This window comes from Streptomyces sp. TLI_171, assembly GCF_003610255.1.
Lineage (GTDB): Bacteria > Actinomycetota > Actinomycetes > Streptomycetales > Streptomycetaceae > Kitasatospora.
Genome location: NZ_RAPS01000001.1, coordinates 7,532,226 through 7,547,857 on the forward strand (window position 1 = coordinate 7,532,226; position 15,632 = coordinate 7,547,857).

The window sequence follows — 15,632 nt, forward strand, 5'->3', positions numbered from 1 at the left end:
CCAGGAGCGCCCCGTGCCGAACCGTTCCGTCCGCCGCCTCGCCGCCGTCGCCGCCACCTCCGTCCTCGCCTTCGGAGCCGTCACCGCGAGCACCGGCACCGCCCAGGCCGCACTGCCCACCCCGGTCTCCGCCGCGACCGCCCGCACCTACCTGGGCCAGCTGACCGTCAAGGCCGAGAACCGCACCGGCTACAGCCGCGACCTGTTCCCGCACTGGATCACGGTCTCCGGCGCCTGCAACACCCGCGAGACCGTCCTCAAGCGCGACGGCTCCGGCGTCGTCACCGACTCCGCCTGCGCCGCCACCTCCGGCAGTTGGTTCTCCCCCTACGACGGCGCGACCTGGCACGCCGCCTCCGACCTCGACATCGACCACCTGGTCCCGCTCGCCGAGGCCTGGGACTCCGGCGCCTCCGCCTGGACCACCGCCCAGCGCCAGGCCTTCGCCAACGACCTCACCCGCCCCCAGCTGATCGCCGTCACCGACAGCGTCAACCAGGCCAAGGGAGACAAGGACCCCGCCGAGTGGCTCCCCTCCGTCACCGGCTACCGCTGCACCTACGTCCGCGCCTGGGTCCAGGTGAAGCACTACTACAACCTCTCGGTCGACACCGCCGAGAAGTCCGCCCTCACCAGCATCCTCAACGGCTGCTGACCGCACTCCGCCCGGGGGCCGCCAGGTCGGCGGGCCCCGGCGGGGCGATCACGACGGAGAGGCGACGAGGGCAGGATTCGACCCTGCGTCCACCCGGGAACAGGGCCGGGCGCTCCTCCGCAGGCCGCGGTGTCCGGGTCCGCGGCGAACGGTTCGTACGGCAGGACGTGCGCGAGGGCGCCCTTGCCGGTGACGGTGATCTCGCGCCGGCGCTGCTCGTGGACGAGCCGGGCCAGTCTGGCCTCCATCCGGCGCAGCAGCCGGAAACGCTTGTCGTACTGGCGTTCGGACATCTCCCCGCGCCCCGACGCCGCGCGCTCGCTCCGGTTCAGGCGGTCCGTGCCGAGGTCGTTCTGCCCGTACGAGCGGCCGATCTCCTCGCCCGCCCGCCGGATCACCGCCCGCGTCGTCCGGAAGGTCCGGCACGCTGCTGAACAGCACTGCCGCCCGCGCGAGTCCGTGCCTCCGGACGCTCGGCGCCCCACCTTGTCACCGCCACGGTCGGGTCTCCACTGCTCATCCGTTCAGTGGCAAGGGGTGAGCGCGAAGTCGAGGGGGAGCTGAAGGGCTGTCAGGACGGCGGCCAGGACGGTGGCGTAGGCGAGGCGGAAGCCGTCCATGCCGTCGGTGTCGCCGCAGGGGCGGAAGGCCAGGGCGGAGAGGGCCCAGCCGCCCCAGGCGGAGAGGGGGAGCGAGGCGAGCAGCCAGGCCCAGCCCGGACGTTTGCGGGCGGCCGTCGGTTCGGTGGTGTGCATCGGTGCCCCCCTGAGCGTGGCGGCGCCCCCCGGCGGGGCTGCTCGCCCCTGGATGGTTCGGAGACGATCCGGTTGGGTCGTACGTTACCGGGGTGAAGGCCTGACGAACAGTCAGGCCGGGGTCTGGACAAGTCATTACCGGTGGGTAAGTCTCGTGAGCTGTGACCGAATCCACCGCCACCGCGTCCACCGCCCGCCCGCCGCGCCGCCGGGTCATCCAGGCCGCCGCCCTGACCGCCGGCGCCCTCGCGCTGCCGCTGACCGGCGCCGCCGGCAGCGCCTCCGCCGCCACCGGCCCGCAGTTCCTGCACGGCGTGGCCTCAGGCGACCCGCTGCCCGACGGCATCCTGCTGTGGACCCGGGTCACCCCCGCTGCCGACGCCACCCCCGGCTCAGGCCTCGGCGCCGACACCGCCGTCCAGTGGCAGCTCGCCACCGACCGGAACTTCACCGCGATCGCCGCCACCGGCACCGTCACCACCACCGCGGCCACCGACCACACCCTGAAGGCCGACGTCCGCGGCCTGCGCCCCGACACCGCCTACTGGTTCCGCTTCCTGGCCGGCGACGCCGTCTCGCCCGTCGGCCGCACCCGCACCGCCCCCGCCACCGACGCGGCGGTGGCCCGGCTCCGCCTGGGCGTGGCGTCCTGCGCGAACTGGGAGGCCGGCTACTTCTCCGCGTACCGGCACCTCGCCGCCCGCGGCGACCTGGACGTGTTCCTGTTCCTCGGCGACTACATCTACGAGTACGCCTCCGGCGCGTACGGCACCCGCGGCACCGTGGTGCGCCCGCACGCCCCCGCCAACGAGATCGTCACGCTCGCCGACTACCGCACCCGGCACGGCCGTTACAAGACCGACGCGGACCTGCAGGCGCTGCACGCCGCCGTCCCGACGGTGGCGATCTGGGACGACCACGAGTTCGCCAACGACGCCTGGTCCGGCGGGGCCGAGAATCACACCCCCGGCGCCGAGGGCGACTGGGCGGCCCGGGTCGCCGCGGCCAAGCAGGCCTACTTCGAGTGGATGCCGGTCCGCCCGTCGGTGGCCGGCACCACCTACCGGCGGCTGCGCTACGGCAAGCTCGCCGACCTGCACCTTCTCGACCTGCGCTCGTTCCGCTCGCAGCAGGCGTCGATCGGTAACGGCGAGGTCGACTCCGCCGACCGCACCATCACCGGCCGGGCCCAACTCGACTGGCTGAAGGCCGGACTGGCCGCCTCCGACACCACCTGGCGGCTGGTCGGCAACGAGGTGATGATCTCCCCGGTGGCGTTCCTCTCGCTGCCCGACTACCTGGTCCGCCCGCTCGCGCAGCTGCTCGGCCTGCCCGGCGAGGGCCTGGCCGTCAACGTCGACCAGTGGGACGGCTACACCCACGACCGCCGTGAGCTGCTCGGCCACCTGAAGGACCATCACATCACCAACACGGTGTTCCTGACCGGCGACATCCACTCCGCCTGGGCCTGCGACGTGCCGTTCGAGGCCGCCACCTACCCGGCCTCCGGCAGCGCCGCCACCGAGTTCGTGGTCACCTCGGTCACCTCCGACAACATCGACGACATCCTCAAGGTCGCCCCCGGCACCCTGTCGCTGGTCGCCTCCGCGGCGATCCAGGCCGCCAACCGGCACGTCAAGTGGACCGACCTGGACTCGCACGGCTACGGCGTCCTGGACATCACCGCCGAGCGCGCCCAGATGGACTACTACGTGCTGTCCGACCGCACCCGGGCGGACGCGACCAGCACGTGGGCCCGCTCCTACCGCACCAAGGCGGGCACCCAGCAGATCGAGCGGGTCTACTCCCCGGCGAACTGACCTTCGCGGCACGGGCGGCGGGGCGAGGACGACCCGGTTCCGCGGCAGCGGGGGCTGCCGGTGCACGTCGCGGGCTGCCGGGCTGACGGGCGGTCAGCCCGAGGCCGGGACGCGCCACTGTTGGGCGGTGTTGCCCGGGGTGCAGGTCTCCATGGTGACGCGGTTGCCGGAACCGTTGTCGGTCAGGCAGGTGCTGCCCATGTAGTCCTTCAGGTAGACCGCGCCCTGGGTGGAGGCCGTCGTCACGCTCCAACTGGTCAACACGCTGAAGTCGGACTGCAGTTCGATGCTCTTGTCGTTCTCCTGGACCAGCACCGGCTTGCTCTGGTTGCACGGGTACAGCTTGTACCAGCCGCCCGGGTCGGGCGCCGAGCGGTACCAGCCCCAGGAGGTGTTGCGGTCCATCACCACCGCCGTGCCGCCCGCCAGGTTGTTCGCCGCCAGGCCGAGGCGCTGTCCCGAGCCCACCGCGGTGATGTACCCCCAGCCCTGCCCGCCGCAGCCCTGCGGCGGGCCGGCCGGGGTCGACCCGGTGGAGCCCGTGCCGCCCGCACCGCTGCCCGCCGGGGTGGTTGCGGGATTGCCGCCGCCCGGCTGCTGGCCGCCGCTGCCGGAGCCGCCGACGGAACCCCCGACGGAACCCCCGACGCTGGTCTGGGCGGGCGGGGCGCCGGTGGCGGGCTGACCGGACGTCGACTGCTGGGGCTGCGCCGAGGGCGAGGCCGGATCGGTGGGCGGGGCGGAGGTGGTGGCGGCGCCGGTGGCGGGGGAGAGGGCGGTGGATCCGGTGGCGCCGGGCGTCGATCCGGTGCCCGAGGTCTGCGCGGCCTCCTTCTTCCACGGCACGGTCTCGTACAGCACCGCACCGCCCGCGCCCAGCGAGATCACCACCGGTATCACCACTGGCACCAGCAGCCGACGGCGGCGCCCGGCCGGCCGGGCGGTCTCCGCGGTACGGGCCGCCGGGTCGGCCCCCGCCGTCGGCGTGGCCGCGGCGGCGGGCGCGCCCAGCGGGGTGGGCTGCTCGGCAACGGTGGCGAGCAGTGTCCGGGCTGTCACCGGCCGGGCCGCGGAGGGGAGTTCGGCCGCCGCCCGGGCGGCCGCGGCCATCGCCGCCGCGTCCGGGAAGCGGTCCGCCGGGTCCTTGGCGAGGGCCCGCTCGACGAACGCCCGCACCGGCTCCGGGAACTCCTCCGCCAGCCGGGGCGGGGCCTGCTGGAGGTGCTTGACCACCACCTCCAGCACCGTGTCACCCGTGAACGGCGGCTGCCCCGTGAGCAGTTCGAAGCAGACCACGCCGATCGAGTACAGGTCCGAGCGCGGCGTGACCGCCTGCCCGGCCGCCTGCTCCGGCGCCGCGTACAGGGCCGTGCCCAGCACCGAGTGCGTGGTGGTGAGCTTGGTGCCGGCCATCGCCCGGGCGATCCCGAAGTCGGTGACCACCGTGCCGCCGCCGTCGCGGACCATGAGGTTCGACGGCTTCAAGTCCCGGTGCACGATGTCCCGTCGGTGTGCGGCGTGCAGTGCGTCCAAGGCGTCCGCGACCAGGCCCAGCGCCCGGGACGGCACCATCGGGCCGTCCTGCGCCAGCACCCGGTGCAGCGGGAGGCCCTCGATCAGCTCCATCACGATGTACGTGGCGCGGACCTCGGTGTCCGCGGCCGGCTCGCAGTAGTCGATCACCTGGACGATGCCCGGGTGCCGCACCGTCGCCAGGATGCGGGCCTCCCGGCGGAACCGCTCGATGAAGTCCTGCTCGTCGCCCAGCCCCGGGTGCATCACCTTGATCGCGACCGCCCGGCCCAGCACCGAGTCCTCGGCCCGCCAGACCTCGCCCATGCCGCCGCTGCCCAGCCGCTCGCCCAAGGCGTAGCGGCCGCCCAGCACGGTGCCCCGTCCCCACATCACGTTCCCCCATGACTCCGCCTGACATGACAGGTCGTCAAGCGGGATCAAGCCAACCATGTCCGGCGTGGAGCCGGGGGCGTTTCAGCCAGTGGTCTCGGCGGTGATCCACTCCAGGTAGGCGGGGTCGCCGCCGACCACCGGGACGGCGACGATCTCCGGGGTGTCGTAGGAGTGCCGCTCGCCGATGAACGCGGCGAGCCGGTCGCCGAGGCCGGCCCGGGTCTTGAAGTCCACCCGCCACTCGTCGCCGGACCGGACTTCGCCGTCCCACCAGTACACCGAAGAGATCGGGTGCACCTGCGCGCAGGCTGCCAGGCGTTCCCGCACGACCGCCGCGGCGAGGTCGCGCGCCTTCGTCTCGTCCTCGTGGGTGGTCGTCACCACGACGTAGCCGTCCTGAGTCTCCATGGAGCGAGCGTAGAACGGGCGGCCGGCGGCGGGCGTCAAGCGGTGGCGGCGGTCATGCCGCCCGCGTACTCCGTCTGCTTCGCGGTCTCGGTCAACCAGTCCTGGAAGTGCTCCAGGCGCAGCGGCGGCGAGGCGGGGAAGTCCGGCCGGAGCGAGCCCTGCGGGAAGAACGCCACCGCGCAGCCCCGGCACAGCCAGGCCGCCCGCCAGACCCCGTGCACCAGCTGCCACTGCTCGTAGCGCACCGGCCATCCGCCCTCCGCCAGCCGGCGGCGGCGGGCCGCGACCAGCACCGCCCGGCCGGTCGCCCCGAACACCCCGGCCAGCAGGAGCACGAGCACGCAGATCGCCAGCGAGCCGAGGACCACGCGGTGGTCGTCCGACCCCAACCCGATCAGGAAGATCAGCAGCGGCAGGATCTGCAGCCCCGCCAAGGTGAACAGCACCGCGGACGCGGGGCTCAGCAGCTTCGGCTCCCGCGGCACGTCGAGCTGCTCGCGGACGGACGCGTCCAGCGCGGACTGCGGGTCCAGGACCGCGGCGGAGACGAGAACGGTGTGGTCGGCCGTGCCACAGGCGGGACAGCTGGCGGTCATCGGAACGTGCTCCGGAACTCTCGAACGGGCGTGACGGGTGGCTCGGCGCGCCACTGTAGCGGTCCGAGAACGTCGTACGCGCGGGGCCGGACGGTTCGCCGGTCGTCCGGGCCGCCGAGCGCGCCCGCACCGGACGGGGTGTCAGGACAGGGTGGCGGAGCCGGTGTCGGCGAGTGGGCGCAGGGCCAGCCCGGCGGCGAGCGCGCGGGAGACGTCCACCCGGTTGACGGCTGCGCAGTCCCGGTCGAGGACACTGACGGAACTCCGTCCCGGCGGCCGAGAACCTCACCCTCCCGGTGACGGATCGACCTGATGCCGCTCCGGCGCGGGCGAACGTAGCAGACCGGGATCGGTCGCGGCACCGGGTCTTCGCCGCCGGGGGCCGGTGGTGGGACGCCCGCGCGGCGGTGAGGATCAGGGACGGGACGAGGGCGGAGGCCGAGCGGACCTTCCGCCCCCTGCGGGGCTTCGAGCTCCCGAGGGCGAGCACGCCCGGCCGGCCTAGCCGAGCGCTTCGGGGCTCGGTACGCCGCTGTAGGCGGGGGCGAAGAACACCAGGACGACCAAGTCCTCGGTGATGTCGTGGAAGCGGTGCGACTCCCGCGCGGGGACGAACAGGGAGCTGCCCGGGGCGACCTCGACCGTGCGCCCGCCGGAGGTGAAGCGGGCCCGGCCCCGGGTGACGACGTAGATCTCGTCCTCCAGGTGCGGTGACTGGTCGTCAACGGACCCGGCGGGCAGGGAGTACGTGCCGAAACTGAGCGAGGGCACCCGGAGGTGCTCCGCGTAGTCGGGCGAGCCGTCCGCGGCGGGCCGGAACCGTCCGCTGTCGATGATCTCCATGGTCGGCGATCCTCGCACGGCCGGGTGGCCCGGGGCGAGGGTGGTCGAGGGCCCGGCCGGGTGGGGCCGGCCGGGGGTTCGGTGGGGGCGTGGTGGGGTCAGGGGGTGGCGGCGGTGATCCGGGTGCGGGGGAAGGTGCGCTGCTCCAGGGCATCGAGGGCGGCGGAGGCGAAGTCGCCGGTGGTGATGCGGCTGGTGCCCGCGGCGTCCGTCAACGGGGCGTCGGTGGCGGCGACCCGGTAGCGGCCGGTGCGGGGGCCGGGCTCCAGACGGACCGGGGGCGGGCTGAGGTACGTCCACTCCACCGGGGTGTCGGCGGCCCGGAGCACGTCGAGGGCGGCGGCCTGGTCGCGGGCCGTCTCCACGTACTGCGCGGGAAACCCGGGGGAGTCGACGAACCGCCGGCCCGGGGCGTACTCCAGGCTGCCGCCGCCGCCCACGAACAGCAGGCGGGCCACACCGGCCTCGGGGAGGGCGGCGAGCAGGGCCTCGGCGGCGCGCGGGACGAGCCGGTCGGGGCCCTTGAGTGCGGCGACCACCGCGTCGTGACCGGCCAGGACGGAGGCCAGCGCGGCGGCGTCCGCCGCATCGGCGTCGGCCCGGCCGAGCGGCGTGACCTGGTGGCCCCGGCGGACGGCCTCGCGGGCCAGCTCGCCGCCGAGGTTGCCGCTCGCGCCGAGCACGGCGATCCGCAGCGGGCGCGGGGCGGGCAGGCGGTCGAGGAAGGCCTCGATCAGCGGGGCGATCTCCGGCAGGCACTCCTCCAGGGCGAAGTGGCCGGTGTCGAGGAGGTGCACCTCGGCGCCCGGCACGTCCCGCCGGAAGGCCTCTGCGCCGGCCGGGAGGAAGAAGGCGTCGTTGCGGCCCCACAGCACCAGCGTCGGCGGGCGGTGCTCGCGCAGCCAGCGCTGCCAGACCGGGTACCGCTCGACGTTGCTGTGGTAGTCCAGGGCCAGTGCCGTCTGGGCGGCGCGGCGGCCGGGGAGGTCGAGGAAGTGCTGGTCGAGCGTCCACCCGTCCGGGGAGATCAGGGACGGGTCGGTGGCACCGCCCTCGTACTGACCGCGCGTCACCTCCAGGGTGAACAGCGGCTGGACGGCCTCGGCGGCGCCCGGCTCGCCGGTGCGGTGGGCGATCGCGCCGAGCGCCGGCTCGGACAGGCCCTCGGTGTACGCGTTGGCGTTCTGCACGATCAGGCCGGTGATCCGCTCCGGCCGGCGGGCCGCCAGCCGGAAGCCGACCGGGCCGCCGAAGTCGAAGGCGAACAGCGCGAAGCGCTCCAGGCCGAGGGCCAGCACGAAGCCCTCCACGACCTCGGCCAGCGCGTCGAAGGAGAAGACGAAGGACTCCGGGACCTCGGTGTGGCCGAAACCGGGGTAGTCCGGGGCGATCAGCCGGTAGCGCGAACCGAGGGCGTCGAACAGGCGGCGGAACTGGTGCGAGGCGGACGGGAAGCCGTGCAGCAGTAACAGGACCGGGGCGGTCTCCGGTCCGGCGGCGCGGTAGAAGACACGGACGCCGTCGACCTCCACGAAGCGGTGCTCCACGCGGGGCAGGTGCATGCAGGGCTCTCCCTGGAACGGGCCAAATGCAGTTGATTCTGCATTAGGCTCGATCCTGGCGGACCCGCCGCCACTAACGCAAGAGGAATTCGATTTGGCCGCCGATGTGACCACCGATCAGACCGACGGGGCGTCAGGACCCGCGCCCGGCACGCAGCGCCCCGGCGGCCGCACCGCCCGCACCCGCGCCTCCGTGCTGGAGGCCGCCCTCGCCGAACTCGTCGAGCACGGCTACGCCGACACCCGGATCGACCGGATCGCCGACCGGGCCGGGGTCGCCGCCACCACCGTCTACCGGCGCTGGGGCAGCCTGGAGAACATCGTGGTCGACCTCGCCGACCACCTGGCCGTCAGCATCTCGCTCGGCGCGGCCGCCACCCTGGAGGAGGACCTGCGCGCCGTCGCCCGCGCCGTCGTCGCCCTGCACGGCGACCCGGCGCACCGGGCCTGGCTGCGCGCCATGGTCTCCGCCGCGGCGGGCTCCGCGAAGGCGCAGGGCGCGCTCGCCGACGTGCTGGCGCACCGCCGGGAACTCACCTCGGTGGCGGTCGCCGAGGCACTGGCCCGCGGCGAGGTCCCGTCCGGCACCGACCCGCACGAGGTGATCCGGGCCACCGTCGCCCCGCTCTACCTGCGGATGTACATCACCGGCGAACCCGTCGGCGAACCCGAGGCCGACCGGGCCGCCGCGGCCGCCGCCCTCGCCGCCCGGGCCGGCCTGTACGTCACGGGCACCGGGTGACGGGACGTCAGCCGTCGCCCGCGGTCCCGGTGCGGGCCGGCGCGCTGCTGACGGCCGACGGCCGGGCGTGCCTGATCCGGCGTCAGCGCCCCGGCGACGAGCAGTACACGGTGCCCGGCGGGCCGGTCGCGGCGGGCGAGACGCCGCGGGCGGCGCTCCGCTCCGGGGCCGGGGCCCGGGTCGCCGCGGTCGAACCGGACGACCCGTGCCGGACCGAGGTGGTGCGGCCGGCGGCGGCGCGGCGACTGCGCCGGTACCCGGACGTCGGGTCCGTGCTCGGCGCGCCGCCCGGACCGGGGACGGCGCGGCTGCCCGCCATGGGCGAGGCGTGCCGGTGGCGGTGACGGGGCGTCAGGGCAGGTGGGTGAAGGTGCTGGGGACGGGGAGGGTGGCCCAGTCGGAGAAGGGCCGGACGAGGAGCCGGGCGCGGCCGACGACGTGGTCGGTGGGGACGAAGCCGCCGGCGGGGTTGTGGAGCTGGTTGTAGCGGGAGTCGTGGGAGTCGTTGCGGTGGTCGCCCATCACCCAGAGGTGGCCGGGCGGGACGGTGACGGTGCCGACCGGGTCGTCGTCGCAGGGGGTGGCGCCCGGGTAGCGGTAGGGCTCGTCCAGAGGGGCGCCGTTGACCTTCAGGGGCTGGCCCGCGGTGCACTCGACGGTGTCGCCGCCGACCGCGATCACCCGCTTGATCAGGTCCTTCTCGTCCGCGCCGGGGGCGAGGCCGAGGTGGCTGAGGACGCCCTGGACGGCGCCGGAGAAGCCGCCGGGGGCGGGCTCCTCGGGGAGCCAGCCGCCCGGGTCGCGGAAGACCACCACCTCACCGCGGTGCGGCTGCTCGCCCAGCCACGGGCTGAGCTTGTCGACCGCGACCCGGTCGCCCTTCTGCAGGGTGCCCATCATGGAGCCCGACGGGATGACGAACATCTGCACCAGGAAGGTCTTGATCAGGAAGGCGATCAGCAGCGCGACGGTGGCGACGAGCAGCAGGCCCCGCAGCCGGGACCGGAGCGGGCGGCCCACGGCCGGGACGGCCGCCTCCTCCGACGGCGAGGCGGTGACTGAAGCGGACAACGGATCCCCCCGGACGGCAGGCCGGCGGCGCGGCCGCCCCCGGACGGCAGCCAGCGTACGGGTGCCACCGGTGTGCGCGGCGTAAGGGGAAGCGGCCGCCGACGCGGGCGGGGCGGGCGTCCCGCGGCCTGTCCCCCAACCGGCCGCGGGGCGCCCGCCCCTGATGGTGCGTCCGTCGGCTAGAGCTGCTGCCAGAGCGCGGGGACGACGTCCGGCGTCCAGGTGCTCTGCGAGGTGTGGGCCTGCAGGCAGCGGTAGCTGACGCCGTTGTAGGTCACCACGTCGCCGACCTTGTAGGCGACGCCGGCGGCCCAGGTGGTGGTGCCGCCGCCCCCGCCGTTCACGACCAGGGTGTAGCTGGTGGTGTGGGTGGCGGAGGAGCCGGTGCCGGTCACCGTGATGCTGTAGGTGCCGGCGGGGGTGGAGCCGGAGGTGGCGACCGTCAGGGTGGTGCTGCCGCCGCTGGTGGTGCTGGACGGGCTGAAGGAGACGGTGGCGCCGGAGGGCGCGCCGCTCGCGGTGAACGCGACGGACTGGGCGCTGCCGGAGGTGGTGGCGGTGGAGACGGTGGCGGTGGCCGAGGAGCCGGCCTGGACGGTGCCGGTGGACGGGTTCACCGAGACGCTGAAGTCATTGGTGGGCGTCGTGGTGCCGGACACCGAGGTCTTCCAGATGGCCGAGGCCACGCCGTCGGCGCTGCGGTTCAGCACCGTCGCGTTGACGTTGGACGTGGTGTCGCACGAGGAGTGGTAGCAGGAGTCGTAGGAGGCGCCCGCCGTACCGCCCCACTTGGCGGCCTGCGAGGAGCTCTTGGTGTCGCTGGCGCCCGCCGCGTAGCCGGAGGTCGGGATGCCGGCCTGCTGGAAGGAGTAGTCGTCGGACCGGCCCTGGCCCTCGACGTTCTCCTCCGGCTGGAGGTTGAGCGAGTCCCAGTACGCCTTCAGCGGCGCGGCCGTCGCGGAGTTGACGTTGTTGATGAAGTAGCCCGCGTTGGGGGAGCCGACCATGTCGAAGTTGTAGTAGCCCTTGATGGCGCTGCGCTGGGTCGAGGAGAGCTGGCCCACGTAGTAGGTGGAGCCCTGCAGGCCCTGCTCCTCGCCGGCCCACCAGGCGAACCGGACGTGCTTGCTCATGGTCGGGTTCTGCTGCGCCAGGACGAGCGCGTTCTCCAGCAGGACGGCCGAGCCGGAGCCGTTGTCGTTGATGCCCGGGCCGGCCGAGACCGAGTCCAGGTGCGCGCCGAGCATGGTGACCTGGTCGGCCGGGCCGCCCGGCCAGTCGGCGATCAGGTTGTTGGCGGTGTAGGTGCAGGAGGTGCAGGTCTGCTCGGTGACGGTGTAGCCCGCCGCCTGCAGCTTGCCCTTCAGGTACGCCAGCGACTGGGTGTAGCCCGCGGTGCCGGCGCGGCGGTTGCCGCCGTTCTGCTGCGCGATGCTGTACAGCTGGCCGAGGTGGGTCTGCACGTTGGCCACGTTGATGTCCGGGGCGGTGCCGCCGTTGTTGCCGCCGCCGTTCACCGTCAGCTGGTACTGCGCGGTGTGGGTGGCCGGGCCGGAGCCCGTGACGGTCAGCGTGTAGACGCCCGCCGGGGTGCTCGCGCCGACGTTCACGCTGAGCGTCGCCGAGCCGCCGCTGGTGACGGTGGACGGCGAGACGGTGGCGGTGGTGCCGGTCGGCGCGCCGCCGACGGACAGTGCGACGCTCGCGGCGGAGCCCGAGGTGACGGCCGTGGAGACGGTCGCGCTGGTCGAGCTGCCCGCCTGCACGGTGCCGGAGGACGGGCTCAGCGCCAGCGAGTAGTCGTTGCTCGGGGAGGAGGTGCAGCTCGGGTCGCCGGCCTGGGCGGGCACGCTGACGGCGTCCCAGGCGGCCTTGGTGCGGTTGAACAGGGTGCAGCCGGAGTCGAGGTTCTTGGCGGCGGTCAGGGTCGCGGTCCGGTACTTCTTGTACGTCATGCCGCTGGTCTTCAGCAGCATGCCGCCGTAGAACACCCGGCCCGCGTCCCGGACGCCGACGCCCGTGACGGCGGAGGAGTTGCAGGTCGGGCTGGACGGCTTGCCGCCGCCCGGGCTGGAGCCCTCCGCCAGCAGGTAGAACCAGTGGTTCAGCGGGCCGGCGGCGGCGTGCTCCTCGGTGTTCGGGATCGAGGCGGAGTAGCAGTTCGGGTTGCCGGATATCTGCGAGGGGTTGTACATCACCCGGATCGGGCCCTGCCCGACCAGGTTGATCATCTCGCCGACGGTGTAGTCCGGGCTGTCGTACGGCGCAGGCTCGTTGGCGTACGCCTCGGTCAGCGCGCCCATGATGTCACCGGTGCCCTCGCCGAGGCCCGCCTCGTTGTTGGCGCCGCCCGGGGTGTACTGGTCCAGGCCGTGACCGAACTCGTGGCCGACCACGTCGATCGAGGAGATCCACTCGTTGGCGTTGTTGTGGCCGATCGAGACCGAGGAGCCGTCCCAGTACGCGTTGACGTCGCTCAGGCCGACCTTGACCGGCCAGCTGCCGCCGTTGCCGTTGTGGCCGTTGCGGCCCAGCCAGTCGCGGAGCATGTCCCACTCCTTCTGCGCCGCGAACATCACGTCGGCGCAGCCCGTCTCCTTGGAGGTGGCACTGCCGTTGCCCCAGGAGTCGGAGGACTTCGAGAACACCTGCCCGGTCGAGTAGTCCGCGCAGCTCAGGCCGGGACGCTGCGGGTCCCGCAGCGAGTACGAACTGCCCGACCCGGTGGTGGAGATGGTCAGCCCCGCGGGGCCGTTGTACTTGCTGTTGATGGTGCCGGCCCGGACGTCGTCGTAGCTGTCGGCGACCTCGCCGGTGACCGCGTCGACGAACACGTGCAGGTGGCTGGGCGCGCTGCCGGTCGAACCGGTCAGCACGGACTCCCAGGCCAGCCGGGAGGTGCCGTCCTTGACCCGGACCACCTGGCGGGGAGCCTCGGCCGAGTCGACCCGCGCCAGTTTCGCGCGTGCGGCGCGCTCCGCGGCCGCCGCGCCCACCTTGGCCTTGGTCGGCACGCCGACCGGCCCGGAGGCGGCGTTCTGCACGCCGCGGACCTTGCCCTGCCCGTCGGCGAGCACCACGGCGTCGCCGCCGACCACCGGCAGGCCCCGGTAGCTGCGTTCGTAGGAGACGGAGTAGAGGCCGTTCAGGAAGGGCGTGACGGACCTGCGCTCGTAGCTCTCGTCCGGCCCCTTGGCCAGCGCGTCCAGCCCGGCCGAGGCGGCCAGGTCGGCCGCCGAGACGGCAGCGGCCAGCGGGGTGGGTGCGAGCGGGGACGGCCCGGAGGTGGCGGCCGACGACTGGCCGGCGAATCCACCGAGCATGCCTCCCAGCACGGCCAGGGTGGTGCCGGCGGTCAGCAGTCTGCGTTTCATCAGAGCTCCTCAGCTCCTCGGGTGTGGGGGTGCCCGGAACCCTCACACCGCCGCCATGGCCCGGTCAACGGACCTGACAGGCCCGGGACCCGAGTGGCAAGTTCCGTCAAAGTCGGTGACCCAGAGCGGAGTTGGCGGAGCGTCAGCAAGGGTTGCGGAGCCGGTGCGGTAGGGCTGAACAAGGGCTTTGGCAAAGAAGAGGTACAGACCACACCATGTACGGGGCGCGGTTCGGTTCGGTACCTTCGCGGTACAGGTGGATGACCGGAGCCTTCGGGGAGGTGTCGGCGCATGCTGGGCACGACCGACCCGGCCGGACCGCCGGACGGCAGCTGGCAGGAGTTCGGCGCGCTGCTGCGCCACTGGCGCCGCCACGCCGGCTGGACCCAGGCCCAACTCGGCGCCGCCGTCGGCTACGACCACACCGCGGTCAGCCGGCTCGAACACGGCGCCCGCCGCGCCACCCCCCGACTGGTCCGCCGTCTCGACGAACTCCTCTCCGCAGGAGGAGAGTTGAGCCGCAGCTACGGCCGGGCCGAGAGCGCGGAGGGCCACCGCCCGGCACTGCCGGCCCACCTGCTGCGCCCGCCGCTGCCCCCCGGTCCGCACCCCGTTGCGCCCTGCGCCGCCCCCGCCCACGGCGCGCCCGGCCGGCTGCCCGACCACGACCTGCAGTGCCCGCTGCACGGCGCGGCCGGCTGCCAACTCCCGCCCCCCGACGCCGCGTCGGCCCTGCACGCCGCGTTCTGCGCCGACCCCGCTGCCGCCCTGGACACCGACACCGTGCACGCCCTCGCCGCAGTGCTCGCCGCCCAGCTCCGAGCCGCCCAACTTCCCGGCCCGCAGCGGGCGATGGGCGAACCCGGCCCCGGCGCGGTGATCGAGGGCACGCTGCGCGCCGTGGTCGCCCGGCTGGCCGGCGCCCCCGCCCGGCAGCGCCGGGTGCTGGCCCGGCTCGCCGCCGAGTACGGGCACGCCTCCGGCAGCCTGCGCCTGCACGGCGGCCGACCCGCCACCGCGATGGCCTGCTTCGACCGTGCCCTCGGCTGGGCCGTCCTGGCCGGCGACCCCGCCACCCAGGTCGCCGCGCTCAGCGACATGGCGGTGCTCGGCCTGCTCGACGACGATCCCGCCTGCTCCGGCGACTACGCCCGGGAGATCGGGCGGGCCGCCCCCGGCCGCCCCTGGGCCGAGGCGCTGTCCCGGCTCGGCGAGGCCCGCGCGAGCGCGCTGGCCGGCGAGGTTCGCGCGACCGTCCGCCACATCGGCCGGGCCCACCGGCACCTGGACGGCCCCGACAGCACCGACCCCCGGGTCCCCTGGCTGGCGCCCGGCGCCCTCCGGCTGCGGGTGGAGTCCGGCTCCGCCGCCGCTCTTCGCGACCTGGCCGCCGCGACCGCCGACCCCCGGCTGGCCCGCCGCGCGCTGATCGCCGCCCGATCCGCCCTGGACCTGCTCGGCGCGGGCCAACTCCCCGCCGCCCGCGCCATGCTGGGCGTCCGGGTGGCCGACTGCCACCTGTGCGCCGACGAGCCGCAGGCCGCCCTCGCCGCCCTCGCGCCGCTGCTCGACGCCGAGGACGCGCCGCCGCTGCCCGCCCTGGTCCGGCACGAACTGCGCGGCGTCCGCGACCGGTTGGCGGCCGGCGCGGCACGCTGGGGAGCGCCGAGCGCCGAGGCCGCGGCCCGGCTGGGCGCCGCGATCTGACCCGCCGCCCGTCCCGTCCGGTGGCCCCGGATGTGAAGAGAAGCGGCATGCCTCGACCAGTTCTTGGGCAGGACATTACCTTTTCATGGGAAAGGGATATGCTCGATCGGTCAACTCCGTTCGGGTACGGGCGAGCTGACGGACCGACGGACCACCGGCCCGGCCGGGGCCGCAGGGGAGGGCGCGGGTGC

Annotated in this window: 14 protein-coding genes; 5 read left to right on the forward strand and 9 right to left on the reverse strand. The window is 74.4% G+C overall.

The genetic code is table 11. The features are described 5' to 3' along the window. The first annotated feature begins 13 nt into the window (after positions 1–13). On the forward strand, positions 14–655 hold the full coding sequence (locus BX266_RS33630; protein ID WP_099906156.1) for an HNH endonuclease family protein: 642 nt from the start codon (positions 14–16) through the stop codon (positions 653–655). Here the strand turns inward: BX266_RS33630 and BX266_RS33635 are convergent. After that, positions 592–1,053 carry a hypothetical protein gene (locus tag BX266_RS33635; RefSeq protein WP_099906158.1) on the reverse strand — a complete coding sequence of 154 codons (462 nt, stop codon included), beginning with the start codon at positions 1,051–1,053 and terminating at the stop codon, positions 592–594. The genes BX266_RS33630 and BX266_RS33635 overlap by 64 nt on opposite strands. Positions 1,054–1,179: 126 nt before the next feature. After that, on the reverse strand, positions 1,180–1,410 hold the full coding sequence (locus BX266_RS33640; RefSeq protein WP_099906160.1) for a hypothetical protein: 231 nt from the start codon (positions 1,408–1,410) through the stop codon (positions 1,180–1,182). A gap of 161 nt (positions 1,411–1,571) precedes the next feature. On the opposite strand from BX266_RS33640, the gene BX266_RS33645 reads away from it, so the two are divergent. Next, on the forward strand, positions 1,572–3,230 hold the full coding sequence (locus BX266_RS33645) for an alkaline phosphatase (RefSeq protein ID WP_099906162.1): 1,659 nt from the start codon (positions 1,572–1,574) through the stop codon (positions 3,228–3,230). A 93-nt stretch (positions 3,231–3,323) separates the two neighbouring features. On the opposite strand, the gene BX266_RS33650 is transcribed toward BX266_RS33645, so the two are convergent. From BX266_RS33650 to BX266_RS41010, 5 genes are all read right to left on the reverse strand, one after another. Continuing rightward, the gene (locus BX266_RS33650) at positions 3,324–5,135 is read right to left on the reverse strand and encodes a serine/threonine-protein kinase (RefSeq protein WP_180290715.1); all 1,812 of its coding nucleotides are present in this window, start codon (positions 5,133–5,135) and stop codon (positions 3,324–3,326) included. A gap of 84 nt (positions 5,136–5,219) precedes the next feature. After that, on the reverse strand, positions 5,220–5,546 hold the full coding sequence (cutA, locus tag BX266_RS33655; RefSeq protein WP_099908600.1) for a divalent-cation tolerance protein CutA: 327 nt from the start codon (positions 5,544–5,546) through the stop codon (positions 5,220–5,222). 35 nt (positions 5,547–5,581) lie between these two features. Then, a complete protein-coding gene (locus BX266_RS33660; protein ID WP_099906165.1) occupies positions 5,582–6,142 on the reverse strand; it encodes a hypothetical protein in 561 nt (186 codons plus the stop codon). 501 nt (positions 6,143–6,643) lie between these two features. Continuing rightward, complete coding sequence (locus BX266_RS33665) at positions 6,644–6,985, reverse strand: cupin domain-containing protein (protein ID WP_099906167.1); 342 nt, start codon at positions 6,983–6,985, stop codon at positions 6,644–6,646. A gap of 98 nt (positions 6,986–7,083) precedes the next feature. Beyond that, positions 7,084–8,547: an alpha/beta fold hydrolase gene (locus BX266_RS41010; protein ID WP_099906168.1), complete on the reverse strand. Its 1,464-nt coding sequence runs from the start codon at positions 8,545–8,547 to the stop codon at positions 7,084–7,086. 94 nt (positions 8,548–8,641) lie between these two features. On the opposite strand from BX266_RS41010, the gene BX266_RS33675 reads away from it, so the two are divergent. Then, positions 8,642–9,289 carry a TetR/AcrR family transcriptional regulator gene (locus BX266_RS33675; protein ID WP_259464981.1) on the forward strand — a complete coding sequence of 216 codons (648 nt, stop codon included), beginning with the start codon at positions 8,642–8,644 and terminating at the stop codon, positions 9,287–9,289. Continuing rightward, positions 9,286–9,633 carry an NUDIX domain-containing protein gene (locus BX266_RS33680; protein ID WP_143687058.1) on the forward strand — a complete coding sequence of 116 codons (348 nt, stop codon included), beginning with the start codon at positions 9,286–9,288 and terminating at the stop codon, positions 9,631–9,633. Before BX266_RS33675 ends, BX266_RS33680 begins: the two co-directional genes overlap by 4 nt. A gap of 7 nt (positions 9,634–9,640) precedes the next feature. On the opposite strand, the gene lepB is transcribed toward BX266_RS33680, so the two are convergent. Then, entirely contained in the window at positions 9,641–10,360 is a 720-nt protein-coding gene (lepB, locus tag BX266_RS33685) for a signal peptidase I (protein WP_259464982.1), read from the reverse strand. Between the two features lie 179 nt (positions 10,361–10,539). Continuing rightward, a complete protein-coding gene (locus tag BX266_RS33690) occupies positions 10,540–13,734 on the reverse strand; it encodes a M28 family peptidase (protein WP_099906175.1) in 3,195 nt (1,064 codons plus the stop codon). A 291-nt stretch (positions 13,735–14,025) separates the two neighbouring features. Here BX266_RS33690 and BX266_RS33695 point away from each other — a divergent pair, with 291 nt between their 5' ends. After that, positions 14,026–15,441, forward strand: a complete 1,416-nt coding sequence (locus BX266_RS33695) for a helix-turn-helix transcriptional regulator (protein ID WP_099906177.1) — start codon at positions 14,026–14,028, stop codon at positions 15,439–15,441. The last annotated feature ends 191 nt before the right edge of the window (positions 15,442–15,632 follow it).